The sequence below is a fragment of the Pseudomonas sp. ASL9 genome (assembly GCF_056680335.1).
Genome location: NZ_CM155277.1, coordinates 5,689,244 through 5,702,157 on the forward strand (window position 1 = coordinate 5,689,244; position 12,914 = coordinate 5,702,157).

The window sequence follows — 12,914 nt, forward strand, 5'->3', positions numbered from 1 at the left end:
ATGTCAGGGTAAAGGGTAAAAAACCAAGGTCTTGAAGAGTCCTGCTAGGTCATAGGCAGCTTTTTCTGAATGCCGAGTGTGAAGAGCAGCCCGGTAACGATGTCACCGACATATGAAGTAGCACAATCGTTATTTTGCCCAAAGGCTTGAATGGCGTAGGCCATTGGGGGAATGGTGGCAGGGAGGGGCGTGAAAATAAAAACGGCCCGTTAGGAGAACGGGCCGTATGAATCGATCAGCAGCGGACTATTCAGTCCTGGCGGCTGGTCACTTCCAGTAAGTGATAACCAAACTGGGTTTTCACCGGGCCTTGCACGACGTTGACCGGTGCGCTGAACACAACGGCGTCGAATTCTTTGACCATCTGGCCTGGACCGAACGAACCAAGGTCCCCACCTTGACGGCTGGACGGGCAGCTCGAGTTGGCTTTGGCAACTTCGGCGAAATCAGCACCGCCTTCGATTTGGGTTTTCAGTTCGTTGCACTTGTCTTCGCTGGCAACAAGGATGTGGCGGGCAGTGGCTTTGGCCATGGGAACGTTACTCCTGTGAAAAAAAGAAAGAGCCTACCGGATTAAGGAAGGCATTTCTCGCGAAAGTTCCTTCTATTGTCTCGGCGGTCAGCTCCGCCCATGGGTGTTTATAAACCTTTGCTTTTAAGCAGCGCGGCGTGTTCCACATAGAGTTTGACCGGATTAACGCCTGTTCGCACTGCGCCTGCCGTTTGATTCACCGTGTCGAGGTGATCCATCGCATAGTCCGAGCGGATCACCTTGCCCAAGTGCGAGCTGTAACGACCGACGAAGCCGTCATTTTGCTCTTTCTCGTTCTGGAACAATTGTGCATAGCCGCGACACGCCAAGTGCAGCGGGTCGACTATGTTGTGTCCTTCTTCGAGTAGCGTTCCTTTGATGACGCCACTCCAGGAGTAATAACGCACACCGTCCACCCGTTCAGCACCTTCACCTCCCCAGATTGCGGGCAGGCCTTGCGGGTATTTTTGGTTGAACGCGGCAACGCCCTCAGTGGTTAACGCGTCAAGCGCTTGCAGGATGTCTTGCGGCAGTTGGCGCTGACCACTGAGCAGGGCCAAAAAGTGTGCAAACCCGGTGATCAGGGTTGTAGCAACTTTTTCGGGCAGTGCCCCCGGTGTAAACGCCTTACGCAGTTGGTCGGCCAGCTCCGAGCCGTGATTGGCGCCACTGACAGAGGTTACCGAAGCGATTTTTTCTGGGCTGATTGCGGCAGCATAACGCGCCGCCAGTGGGCCTTGGCTGTGAGCGATCAGATTGACTTTCTGTGAGCCGGTTTGCGCCAGGATTTGGGCGATCTGTTCGAGCAGTTGCTCACCACGGACTTCGTTGCTGTTGGCGCCAGATAGTGAGGGTACATACACCCGGGCGCCAGCGTGTTCCAGCGCCTCCTTGATGCCATGAAAAATGGTGATGTTGCCGATCCGTTCGAAGCCGAACAGACCGTGGACCAGCACTATGGGGAATTTCGTTGTCGCTTGAGTGTTCATCGTTAACCTGGGTGTTTGCTTGAAATGTGCAAATCACCTTAGTTGCAGATGAGCTATTGCAATGCCCCCGGATTTTGTCCCGGTGGTACCGGAGACGAGGGTGCTTGATTCGGTAGTTGAGGGGCAATCCGGCAGGCTGCGGGGCGTGCGGTGCCATGCACATCCGCCGGGTTTTATTTCGGGGTGCGACCGGGATGATTCCTGACAACCTGTGGTCGGACAATCGCGCAGCCCCTGATGCTTTTTACTGCTGAAAGAGAACAGGCCGGCTACAGGCTGTAAGCCGGCTTCCTCCGCCGGTCAGTGTGTGCCCACTGCCTGACGCCGCAATGCGGTCGCCGCCTCGCGCAATAGTTGCTCGGTACTGTCCCAGCCCAGGCACCCGTCGGTGACCGAAACACCATAACGCAAGGCTTCGCTCAGTGGCTGGCACCCTTCAAACAGGTGGCTTTCGAGCATCATCCCGATCAACGACTGATCGCCCCGCAAGCGCTGCTCAAGCACATCGTTGAATACGTCAGGCTGCCGCAGCGGGTCTTTACCGCTGTTGGCGTGGCTGCAATCGACCATGATCCGCGCAGGGATGCCGACGTTTTCCAGGCGGGTGCGTACGCTGGCAACGCTTTGACTGTCGTAGTTCGTCCCGCGATGACCTCCGCGCAAGACCATGTGCGTGTCCGGGTTGCCTTGGGTTTCAATAATCGCCGGATGGCCGTGTCGATCAATGCCGAAATACCGATGCGCATGCGCCGCTGAACGCATGGCGTCCGTGGCGATCGTAACTCCGCCGTCAGTGCCGTTTTTGAAGCCGACAGGCATTGCCAAACCACTGGCCATTTCCCGATGGATCTGCGATTCGGTGGTCCGGGCGCCGATGGCCACCCAGCTGAGCAGGTCGTCGAAGTAACCGGCCGCCATCGGTTGCAGAATCTCCGTGGCGATGGGCAGTCCCATGCGCAGCATGTCGCGCATCAGTTCGCGGGACAGGGTCAGGCCTGCGGCCATGTCGTCGCTGCCGTCGAGCTGCGGATCGTAGGCCAAACCCTTCCAGCCGACCGTGGTGCGTGGTTTTTCGACGTAGGCACGCATCACCAGCATCAATTGATCGCTGACCTCGGCGGACAGCTTCGCCAGCCGCTCGGCATAGTCGAGGGCGGAGCGCGGGTCGTGGATCGAGCAGGGGCCGACGATGACGAGTAGACGGGAATCTTCACCGTCGAGAATCGCACGGACCGCTTGGCGATGGGCTGCAACCTGATTGCCAAGGGCGACGTCGAGGGGCAACTGGTGTTTGAGCTGCAAGGTGCTGGGTAGATGCTGTGGGGCAGGGGCGCTGTCGATCAAGGTCACGCTGTGGGGCAACAGGTCAGACAGGGGCTTTACGGCGACGGATGAGTTCATGTTCTGGCTTCCTGGGCGGGCGCGTTGGATTTGCGCGCTCGACGCCCTATTGGGGTGTTCGACAATTGGCCGTACTGGCCTTCAGTGCTGTCTTGCCACCTGAAAGTGACCGGTCGGAGGCGGCAGGCTGTCCCGAGCGGAGGCTGCTAAATCGCCAGGTGAAGTCGATGTCGTTGCGGTAATAAGTGGCAGGGTTCATGTCGTGTTCCTCAATTCGATTCAATTCGGTTGCAATTCAGTACAAACAGGCGTTTCTGGGTGCCTGAAAAAACAAAACCCCCGGTCGGGTAGCCGACCGGGGGTAGAGAATTCTCTGGTTGGCGTCCCCTTGAGTGTGGGCGCCGTGTAGGTATCAGGCGCGCCAGTGGCTAAACCAATACCCAAAATAAAAGTTGACCGGCTGGGAGGCTGCGCCTTGTGCATTCCACGCAGCCACGACCGCTACCGAGCGCTGGACGCTGGCAGAGTGGCAATGCTGTGAGTGGAGGTGTGACATGGTGTGTCTCCAGTGGGTGAAGAGAGCTTACTGTAGGCGGGGCTTCGGGTTCAATTGGAAATTTCCATAAAGCAATTGCAGATGATTCGAATGCTCAGGAAGATCCTGAAAAACAAGGAGTGACACCGTGGGAAAACGCATGATCGCCGCCGCTCAATCTATCTCCATGGCAGGTGATATTGCTGCCAATATCCAGCGTCATTTGTGTTTCATGCAGGTGGCGGTGGAGCATAGGGTTGAGTTTTTGCTGTTTCCCGAGCTGTCGTTGACCGGGTACGAGCGGGCGCAGGCCGGGGAACTGGCAATTGATCCAGAGGATGCGCGTCTGCAACCGCTGCGCGACTTGGCCCGTGACAGCGGAATGACTACCGTGATTGGCGCACCAGTCAGGTTGCCCGGCAGCGACGAGGTACTGATCGCAGCGCTGGTGTTCGGGGTTGATGGGGCTATAGGCGTCTACACCAAACAGTATCTGCATGCTGGCGAAGAGTTAGTATTCAGTCCGGGTAGGGGCGGCGCAGGTGTGTGGATTGATGCCGATCACATCGAGCTGGCAGTCTGCGCTGATTTCGCTCAGGCCATACACGCTCGGCAGGCCGCCCAGTCCGGTGCCACGCTTTATGCTGCCAGCGTATTGATTACCGAAGGCGGTTACGCCACAGACACACGGCTGCTGGCCGGTTACGCCGCCGAACATCACATGGCCGTGTTGATGGCTAACCACGGAGGCGCGACCGGTGGCTGGGAATCAGCTGGGCGCAGTGCGTTCTGGTCTGAAGAGGGCACGCTGATGGGTGCAATCGAGGGCGCCGGAGATCTGTTGCTGATGGCCAGCCGGGATTCGCAAGGCTGGTCAACCAAGACGGTGTCTGTCTTTGTTTAAATTGTTTAAATAGTCGGGGAGGGATCAAGGATGAATGTGAAGCTTCGCCAGGCCACTGCCGCCGACCTGAGTTTTGCGCGTGAACTGACACGAGTGAACATGCGCGGGTATTACGCTGAATATGCCCGGGTCTGGCAGGGACAGGCGTTCGATGATGAGTGGGGAGCGCGCGAGAGCTTCATCATCAATAAGGCAGACAAGCAGATTGGCTTTCTCAGTTTCAGCCTGGAACCGCACTATTTTTATCTGCGCGACGTGCAGTTATGCGAGCCGTACCGTGGCGAGGGTATCGGGGGTTGGGTGATGGATCAGATGACTTCAATGGCTTGTGAACGCGGGGCCAGGAGCATTCGGTTGAAAGTGTTTAAAAGCAATCCAGCGATGCAGCTATACCGACGACAGGGCTATGAAGTGGTTGGCCAAGAGGAGGCTTTGTTCTGGATGGAGCTTATTTTAGAAGGCTTGACCGAACGCCCGGAGTAGTCGACAACGCCTGGGCTACGTTTTTGACAGGTGGCAAGCGCTAAGGCAGTAGGAGGCGCGTAGCGTTCCTCGGCGTTAGTCTGCTTCCTGTAGCGTGCTCAACACGCGGTCTGCAGGAATGCTGCCGATCTTCATGCCCAGCAAGACCGCAACTTTGTGCGCTTCTCCACGCCGACCTTTTTTGCGTCCCGCCAGTATTTGATAAGTTGTCGCCGGGTCAATGCTGTTCTCCCGAGCGAACTCCTGAATAGATTTACCTTGTTGTTCAAGCCAAGCCTTGGCTTGTGCAGCGGTGCGTATTGCGGGCATAGTTCAAAACCGTTCAAATTAGTTTAACTTAGCTCGATTCTACCATCCACGAGGATGGGGTCAACAGGATTATGCATTCAAATGAGTGGAATAGGTTCCCGGTTACGAAAAGAGAGAGAACGCTTGGGGCTGTCTCAGCGTGCTTTTGGTGAAATTGGCGGTGTGGAGGCAAATGCGCAGGGAAAATACGAAAGTGGCGATCGCGCGCCCAAGGCTGATTATCTGGCGGCTGTGGCGGCCAGAGGTGTGGATGTTTTGTTTGTGCTCACGGGTACCTACACCCCGATTCCTATTGAAAATCTGAGCCAGACTGAAGAAAAAATACTGGGTAGCTTCAGAGCCTTGCAAAAAGAAGATCAGGACGCCATCAGGCGACTCACCACGACCATGGCCGACCTATCGTCGTCATACGTGATCAACAATAAGCCGGCGCCAGGAGGGGGTTGAGCCTTGGGTTGTCTTGCCGTGCGTTAGAAAAAAATCAAAATAATATGAAAAGCTACTGGTGGCGCATCGATAACGCTGTTTACATACCATGCTGTGCACCGATATCAAGCTTCGAGCTAGGTCTAGCTCGCTGTTTTTGCTAAGGTGATCTGCATTTGTAATGACTGTTTTGCGAGGTGTGTGCTTGATTAGGGTGCTAGTAGTCGATGACCATGATCTAGTTCGGACAGGCATTACACGGATGTTGGCCGATATTGATGGTCTGCAAGTCGTCGGTCAGGCGGATTCAGGTGAAGAGTCCCTGAAGCAAGCGCGTGAACTCAAGCCCGACGTTGTGTTGATGGACGTTAAAATGCCTGGCATTGGTGGTCTTGAAGCGACGCGCAAGCTGCTGCGCAGTCATCCAGACATCAAGGTTGTGGCGGTGACGGTGTGTGAGGATGACCCGTTCCCGACCCGACTGTTGCAAGCGGGTGCGGCGGGTTACATGACCAAGGGTGCAGGACTGGCTGAAATGGTTCAGGCCATCCGACTTGTGTTTGCCGGACAGCGTTACATCAGCCCGCAGATCGCCCAGCAACTGGCGCTCAAGTCCTTCCAGCCACAAAGCAGCAATTCGCCGTTCGACCTGCTGTCGGAACGCGAAATCCAGATTGCCCTGATGATCGTCGGCTGCCAGAAAGTCCAGGTCATCTCCGATAAACTGTGTCTGTCGCCCAAAACAGTCAACACCTACCGTTACCGTATCTTTGAAAAGCTCTCGATCAGCAGTGATGTCGAACTGGCCTTGTTGGCAGTACGTCACGGCATGGTCGACGCCAGTCTCTGACATGACCCAGTCGTTCGATGCAAGCGCATTCCTTTCAACCTGCAGTGGCCGTCCTGGCGTGTATCGCATGTTTGATGCCGAGGCGCGCCTGCTGTATGTCGGCAAAGCCAAGAATCTCAAGAACCGGCTTGCCAGCTATTTTCGCAAGACCGGGCACGCGCCAAAAACGGGTGCACTGGTCGCTAAAATTGCGCAGATCGAAACCACCATCACCGCTAATGAGACCGAAGCCCTGCTGTTGGAGCAGACGCTCATCAAAGAGTGGCGTCCGCCTTACAACATCTTGCTGCGCGACGATAAGTCCTATCCCTATGTTTACCTGTCGGACAGCGAATACCCGCGGCTAAGTATCCATCGCGGCGCGAAAAAGCCCAAAGGTCGATATTTCGGTCCGTATCCAAGCGCGGGTGCCATTCGGGAAAGTTTGAGCCTGCTGCAAAAAACGTTTCTGGTTCGCCAATGCGAAGACAGCTATTTCAAAAACCGCACTCGGCCGTGTCTGCAGTACCAGATCAAGCGTTGTAAGGGCCCCTGTGTCGGCTTTGTCGAGCCTGAGGTGTATGCCCAGGACGTACGGCATTCGATTATGTTCCTCGAGGGGCGCAGCAATGCGTTGACTGACGAACTTAATGCCGCCATGGAGAAAGCCGCCATGACCCTGGATTTTGAGCGTGCCGCCGAGCTGCGTGATCAGATCTCGCTGTTGCGCCGTGTCCAGGACCAGCAAAGCATGGACGGCGGAACCGGCGATGTGGATGTGGTCGCCGCGTTCGTCAACCCGGGGGGCGCCTGCGTTCACTTGATCAGCGTGCGCGGCGGAAGGGTGTTGGGCAGCAAGAGCTTCTTCCCTCAGGTGGGTATCGAGGAGGAGGTGGGCGAAGTCATGGCGGCGTTCCTGGCTCAGTATTTCCTCAGCGGTCCTGACCGTGAGCTGCCCAGCGAAGTCATCGTCAACGTGGTTCATGAGGACTTCCCGACCTTGATCGACGCGATTGAAGCGTTGCGAGGGCATGAAATGACCATCAGCCATCGGGTCCGGGGCACGCGTGCGCGCTGGCAGCAACTGGCCGTGACCAACGCTGAGCAGGCATTGTCGGCACGTCTGGCCAATCGTCAACATGTGACGGCCCGTTTTGAAGCGCTGGCCAAGGTGTTGAATCTCGACGATCCACCACAACGCCTTGAGTGTTACGACATCAGTCACTCCAGCGGTGAGGCGACAGTTGCCTCCTGCGTGGTCTTCGGTCCCGAAGGGCCGATAAAGTCGGATTATCGACGCTACAACATCGAGGGTGTCACTGCCGGCGACGACTATGCTGCCATGCACCAGGCCCTGACGCGTCGCTTCAGCAAACTCAAGGAGGGGGAGGGCAAGTTGCCCGATATCCTCCTGGTTGACGGTGGAAAGGGCCAGTTATCCATGGCTCGCGATGTACTGAACGAACTGGCGGTACCCGACTTGATTCTGCTGGGCGTGGCCAAAGGTGCCACGCGCAAGGCAGGGTTCGAGACGCTGTACCTCAATGACGCCGCTCATGAGTTCACCTTGCCCGGTGACTCTCCGGCATTGCACTTGATCCAGCAGATTCGCGACGAAGCTCACCGCTTCGCAATCACCGGGCATCGCGCGCGGCGCGGGAAAACACGGCGTACATCGACCCTCGAAGGCGTGGCCGGTGTCGGCCCGACACGACGCCGTGACCTACTCAAGCACTTTGGTGGATTGCAGGAATTGTCTCGCGCCAGCATCGAAGAAATTGCCAAAGCGCCCGGAATCAGTAAAAAGCTCGCAGAGTCGATTTATGCAAACCTGCACAGCGAGTAGAATGCCCGCTCACCTCGTAGCCAGTTGTGCCGATGAATATCCCTAATCTGATCACCGTATTACGTGTCCTGCTGATTCCGATCTTCATTCTGCTGTTTTACCTGCCTTATTCATGGAGCTACATGGCAGCCAGTACGGTCTTCGCTATCGCGGCGGCTACGGATTGGCTCGATGGCTATCTGGCGCGCCGCCTTGAGCAAAGCACGCCCTTTGGCGCCTTTCTCGATCCGGTGGCCGACAAGCTGATGGTGGCAGTGGCGTTGGTGTTGCTGGTTCAAGCGCACGCCAACCTGTGGCTGACATTGCCAGCAGCGGTCATCATTGGCCGCGAGATCGTGATCTCCGCATTGCGTGAGTGGATGGCCGAGATAGGTGCTCGGGCACACGTCGCCGTTTCCAGCCTGGGTAAATGGAAGACTGCCGCGCAGATGCTTGCATTGGTCATCCTGTTGGCCAACCCGCCTGCCTTCACCTTTTGGGTGGTCGTCGGTTACGCGTTGCTGCTGATTGCTGCCGGCCTGACCTTGTGGTCGATGTTGCAATACTTGCGTGCGGCGTGGCCGCACCTCAAGACCTCAGCGGAAAAAAAATAAGTTTTTGAATCAAAGGGTTGACGTGGCAATTTGAATCTATAGAATGGCCACCTTCACCAAGATGCGGGAATAGCTCAGTTGGTAGAGCACGACCTTGCCAAGGTCGGGGTCGCGAGTTCGAGTCTCGTTTCCCGCTCCAAAATTTGGCTGGTGAGCTTCGTTGAAGTTCATGAGTTGTAGAAAAAAGCGACCTTAGGGTCGCTTTTTTCGTTATGGCGCAAAAACACTTCTGGTCAGTGCTCTCCAGTATTCAGAGACGCACCGTAAACAGCAGGCATAACTTCGAAACGGTGTTCAATCAGTGGGTCGAGTTCCGCCGTTGGCTGGTCAAGACTACAGAGCCCGCCCGCGCAGTTGTAGCGACATAGGCGGCCATCGCTATAAGCGATGAATCGCTTCGATGGGTTTACAGCCGCTAGCAAGGTTACCCGAATGTGTGGATGTAGGGGGCTGCGCTTCTGCGAATCGCCTGGACAACCTGCGGGGCTTGCTCGCAGTGCTCTCGGTGGCGAGCGAGCACCTGTTCCACGGCTTCCAGCAGCCGGCGGATGCGCTCCTTGGGTTGTTCGATGTCGCAGCTGTGGGCGAACTCCAGAAGGCCTAGGCGGGCGGCAAATAGCGACTTGTTGCCCGCAAGGTTCAGGGCCAGCGAGTCTTCGGGAATGTAGGCGGTGGTATTAACGATGTCGTAGGCGGGGGCGAGTTGCGCATCGCGCTTGGTGGGTTCTGAATACAGCAGGCCAAAGTTCTTAAGGTGGGCGTCGCCATTGCCGACGATGCAGCTCAGGGCGACGCTGTCGAACAGTTGCTGCAGGGAGCTTCGTACGTGCTCGGGAGGGCAGTACAGCCGAATGGCTTTGGCGATGGCCGCGTAGCTCTTGCTGTATTTCTGCGGGGCTGAAAGCCCCATCAAAGCGGCCATGTCTTCGAAGCCCAGGGCGTTGAGTTGGCTATCCCTGTCAAAGCGGCGCATGACGAACAGCTTCATGTTGTCCGACAGGTAAAACTCCGGCACGGGTAGGCCGGCCTCCTTGGCCATGCTCATGCACAGGAATTCGTTGATCGCGAGTCCAGGGAACTCTTCACGCCCGCTCTTGATGATCAAGTCCGGTGTACTGGACGTGACCTTGCGTGCTTGCGCCTCGGTTCGCTCAGGGACCAGTACCTTTGGCTGCACGCCAGAGATACCGGCTCGTAGGATGTAGCGATCGACCAGGTCGGCAAAAATATCCTCGGTGCCGTCCCAGTGCAGGATTTCCTCCAGCTTCTCGCCGCTCGGGGTCTGTCGGCCCTGAAGCAGCTTGTCTACCGCTTCAGAGTGCACGAAAACTCGACCAATCGGTGCGCTGCTTCCCGACAGTGCCAGCAACAGAAAAGGATCGACGTTGACTGTCTTCGCCAGCCGGTTGCGCAGTTGCTCGAGGACGTAGCCTTCGGGCAGGTTCATTTGAAAGATCGGATGCAGCTCGCGCCGCCTGAATTGATCAGGGCGAACGGGCATTAGTAGGCTGATAGCTGCTTGAGGAGATGCTTCGTTGTGATAACGGAAAATGTAGTCTTCGGCGCCGCTCAGCACGCTGCCGCTCGACCCCTGTGGGGTGCTGACCTGCAGGGCAGTAGTCTTCATTCGAACAGGCCCTCGATTTCGTCGAGCGTCGGCATGGCGGCAGGGACAACAGTCAGTTCACAGTCCAGCGCGATCAGCACCCGCGCATAGGCATTCATGGCAACTGACAGGCTGCCCTTTTCGATAGCGATTACCTTCTGCCGGGGCAGGCCCGCAAGCTCGGCAAGCGCAGCCTGGGTGAGGCCACGATTGAGGCGTTTCTCACGTATCTGGCGGCTCAGTCGTTGCGAAAGGGTAGATATGTCCATGTCTCGTATACGTTACTTTAAAATATTAAGGTAACGTATACGGTACATCTTGTGGGTGGTCAAATGAGGCGTTATCAAAACATGGCGAACGGTCCGGTTAGTAATAAGGGATTTCATGCGTTGGTCCAACAACGAGCACCGGCATAGCCATATCTGGTTCGTCACACCGGCTGAACGGCGGGGACTGAACCATCAGGTCTTGTCCCGGCGACATGAGCTGTACGAACGAGCCAAAGAGAAAAAGCTGGAACGGTGGTCAGTTCAAACACGTAACGGGGAGTCGATCGGCACCGTGCTGTTAAACCCGGATCGAGAGCAACAAGTCGAGAAAAGAGCGGCGTAGTTAGACGGCTGACGCGACAACCACCTTGAAACGCCGATATATGCCAAGAACTGAACGTCCCCTGCATGTTGCCTCCAAAAAATTGAGTCTTTTCCTGCTTCGGCAAGAAAAGAAATCCCTTAGATTTCAATGGGTAGGACGCTAGATGCGAGTCTCGTTTCCCGCTCCAAGCTTTATAAAAAAAGCCACTCAATGAGTGGCTTTTTTATGCCTGAAATTTGTGTTCGGCATTGGAAGCACAGGCACGTTAAAAACGCCCTCAACTGCACTTCGCCGCGAAGCGAATGGCTCACTGCGCGGTGACGAAGGATGTTCAGTTTATCTGCCTGATAATGATTTATGATCTTCAGCAGTTTTTCCTTCGAGCTCCCTTGATGATTAAACGCTGCACTTTGCTCGACCATAACGGTTGGCTGCCCCTGCGTGCTGCCCTGTGGCCTGATTCCGCCCCGGACAATGACCATGACACACGGACCATACTGAGCGCGCCAGAGCGCTATCTGGTACTGATCTTCGCTGATGAGAACGGCAACGCTCTAGGGTTTGCCGAGGCGTCGATCCGAGCGGACTACGTCAACGGTACCAGCTCCTCGCCCGTGGCTTTTCTCGAAGGTTTGTATGTCCGGCCTGCCAGTCGGGGCCAAAGCATAGCGCGGCAACTCGTGGTGGGCGTCCAGCAGTGGGCCGAAGAAATGGGCTGCACCGAACTGGCTTCGGATGCACTGCTAGATAACCAGGCAAGCCACGCCATGCATGAGGCCTTGGGCTTCGCAGAGACAGAACGGGTGGTTTACTTTTTGAAGCCTTTGGGCGTTATCAAGGCGTAGTCGTGGGCGCATCCCCCGCAGCAGGTTCAACTCGTACTCGCGTCCAACCGCAACTCACTGAACCCCGTTCTAATTAATGGAAAGTGGCTTTTCGCAACTACGACCAAGCCTGCTGGTACCATATACCCGAACACATCGATAATGCTGTTTTTATATACAGCATTTGCATAATTATTTCCTGCCCTTTCACCCACGGTGAAAAGTTGGCCGGGGTAGATCCGCTGGGGCGCATGCGTGCGCTGATCGTCTGCCTGGCAAATCGTTGGTCAAGGAAGAAAACCAAATATTGGAATGTGTATGGATATGACCCAACCTGCCAGTGCAACGCTGGTCAGCGACGCACAGGTAGAGGGACTGGCACACAATCCGGCTTCAGACCTCGATGTTGTCGCACTCCCCAAGCCCGCGGTTGCGCACAATCCGTTTTTGCGCATGGACGAGTTACCCGCGTTGCTGGCGACACCTGACCAGTTCGATCTGGAGCGGCGGTTATGGATCATTCCGCCGGAGGTAGTGAAGCAACTCTAGATAGCGACGCGTAAGCCAGGGAAGCAGGCCCAAGATGTACTTCCCTATATCGTCCCGTTGTCGGTTCAGGCGCTTGAAATAGTGCGTCACTTGCTGGACCAGGTTCTCCCCGCGCAACGTTACTTATTTGCGCACCGGAGCGACCTGACAAAGCGCATCAGCGAGAACACCCTGAATGGGGCGCTGCGACGATGGGCTATGCCGACCAACTCACAGGTCGTGGTATGAGGGCTACGATCTCGACGGCGCTGAACGAGATCGTGGAGTGTGTTCCTTCTCTTCCTTCTCTTCCTTCTGACGCCAGCGACCGTGGCTGCCGATTCCTGCAAATCCCAGCAAACCGCGTGGCCCGACGGCTTGCGGCCCCTCTCTGCGCAACGCAGGGTCTCTTTCGCTAGGGCGCAGGATTATTATAAAAACCCTTTAAAAACAGTGTTGTGCACATAGTGCACGGCGCGGTGGATAGTGTTTTTCCTTCCTGCGGCCCGCCCCTAGAATGGCTCTCGTCCAATCCGAACAAAAAACCAGGGGACGAGCAGTCGTGATGGCGAGTG

Annotated in this window: 13 protein-coding genes, 1 tRNA gene and 2 pseudogenes; 10 read left to right on the forward strand and 6 right to left on the reverse strand. The window is 56.3% G+C overall.

What is annotated here, in order from left to right; all coding sequences use genetic code 11:
- Positions 1–250 precede the first annotated feature (250 nt).
- From AC1ME2_RS26035 to AC1ME2_RS26045, 3 genes are all read right to left on the reverse strand, one after another.
- Positions 251–532, reverse strand: a complete 282-nt coding sequence (locus AC1ME2_RS26035) for a peptidylprolyl isomerase (protein ID WP_122852243.1) — start codon at positions 530–532, stop codon at positions 251–253.
- Between the two features lie 107 nt (positions 533–639).
- Complete coding sequence (locus AC1ME2_RS26040; protein ID WP_480438056.1) at positions 640–1,521, reverse strand: lipase family alpha/beta hydrolase; 882 nt, start codon at positions 1,519–1,521, stop codon at positions 640–642.
- Positions 1,522–1,821: 300 nt separating this feature from the next.
- Entirely contained in the window at positions 1,822–2,922 is a 1,101-nt protein-coding gene (locus tag AC1ME2_RS26045) for a 3-deoxy-7-phosphoheptulonate synthase (protein ID WP_480438058.1), read from the reverse strand.
- Positions 2,923–3,557: 635 nt separating this feature from the next.
- Here AC1ME2_RS26045 and AC1ME2_RS26050 point away from each other — a divergent pair.
- Together AC1ME2_RS26050 and AC1ME2_RS26055 are read left to right on the forward strand one after the other, a co-directional pair.
- A complete protein-coding gene (locus AC1ME2_RS26050; RefSeq protein WP_480442335.1) occupies positions 3,558–4,301 on the forward strand; it encodes a carbon-nitrogen hydrolase family protein in 744 nt (247 codons plus the stop codon).
- A 30-nt stretch (positions 4,302–4,331) separates the two neighbouring features.
- Entirely contained in the window at positions 4,332–4,784 is a 453-nt protein-coding gene (locus tag AC1ME2_RS26055) for a GNAT family N-acetyltransferase (protein WP_480438059.1), read from the forward strand.
- Positions 4,785–4,859: 75 nt separating this feature from the next.
- On the opposite strand, the gene AC1ME2_RS26060 is transcribed toward AC1ME2_RS26055, so the two are convergent.
- Entirely contained in the window at positions 4,860–5,093 is a 234-nt protein-coding gene (locus AC1ME2_RS26060) for a DNA-binding protein (RefSeq protein WP_480438060.1), read from the reverse strand.
- Positions 5,094–5,174: 81 nt separating this feature from the next.
- On the opposite strand from AC1ME2_RS26060, the gene AC1ME2_RS26065 reads away from it, so the two are divergent.
- The 5 genes from AC1ME2_RS26065 to AC1ME2_RS26085 all read left to right on the forward strand — a co-directional run bounded on the left by AC1ME2_RS26065 (position 5,175) and on the right by AC1ME2_RS26085 (position 8,926).
- Entirely contained in the window at positions 5,175–5,540 is a 366-nt protein-coding gene (locus AC1ME2_RS26065; RefSeq protein ID WP_480438062.1) for a helix-turn-helix domain-containing protein, read from the forward strand.
- A gap of 184 nt (positions 5,541–5,724) precedes the next feature.
- Positions 5,725–6,369, forward strand: coding sequence for a response regulator transcription factor GacA (gene gacA / locus AC1ME2_RS26070; protein WP_480438063.1), 645 nt, complete (start codon positions 5,725–5,727; stop codon positions 6,367–6,369).
- Position 6,370: 1 nt separating this feature from the next.
- A complete protein-coding gene (gene uvrC / locus AC1ME2_RS26075) occupies positions 6,371–8,194 on the forward strand; it encodes an excinuclease ABC subunit UvrC (protein ID WP_480438064.1) in 1,824 nt (607 codons plus the stop codon).
- A 32-nt stretch (positions 8,195–8,226) separates the two neighbouring features.
- Entirely contained in the window at positions 8,227–8,787 is a 561-nt protein-coding gene (gene pgsA, locus AC1ME2_RS26080; protein ID WP_322179377.1) for a CDP-diacylglycerol--glycerol-3-phosphate 3-phosphatidyltransferase, read from the forward strand.
- Positions 8,788–8,850: 63 nt separating this feature from the next.
- A tRNA-Gly gene (locus tag AC1ME2_RS26085) sits at positions 8,851–8,926 on the forward strand.
- Between the two features lie 285 nt (positions 8,927–9,211).
- On the opposite strand, the gene AC1ME2_RS26090 is transcribed toward AC1ME2_RS26085, so the two are convergent.
- Both AC1ME2_RS26090 and AC1ME2_RS26095 read right to left on the reverse strand, forming a co-directional pair.
- Entirely contained in the window at positions 9,212–10,414 is a 1,203-nt protein-coding gene (locus tag AC1ME2_RS26090) for a type II toxin-antitoxin system HipA family toxin (RefSeq protein ID WP_480438065.1), read from the reverse strand.
- Positions 10,411–10,662, reverse strand: a complete 252-nt coding sequence (locus tag AC1ME2_RS26095) for a helix-turn-helix transcriptional regulator (protein WP_480438067.1) — start codon at positions 10,660–10,662, stop codon at positions 10,411–10,413. Before AC1ME2_RS26095 ends, AC1ME2_RS26090 begins: the two co-directional genes overlap by 4 nt.
- Positions 10,663–10,756: 94 nt before the next feature.
- Between AC1ME2_RS26095 and AC1ME2_RS26100 the strand changes: the two are divergent.
- From AC1ME2_RS26100 to AC1ME2_RS26110, 3 genes and pseudogenes are all read left to right on the forward strand, one after another.
- Positions 10,757–11,005 (forward strand): annotated as a pseudogene (locus AC1ME2_RS26100) (IS3 family transposase); the annotation flags it as partial.
- Between the two features lie 374 nt (positions 11,006–11,379).
- On the forward strand, positions 11,380–11,832 hold the full coding sequence (gene aac(6') / locus AC1ME2_RS26105; RefSeq protein WP_480438069.1) for an aminoglycoside 6'-N-acetyltransferase: 453 nt from the start codon (positions 11,380–11,382) through the stop codon (positions 11,830–11,832).
- A gap of 345 nt (positions 11,833–12,177) precedes the next feature.
- Positions 12,178–12,620 (forward strand): annotated as a pseudogene (locus AC1ME2_RS26110) (tyrosine-type recombinase/integrase); the annotation flags it as partial.
- Positions 12,621–12,914 lie beyond the last annotated feature (294 nt).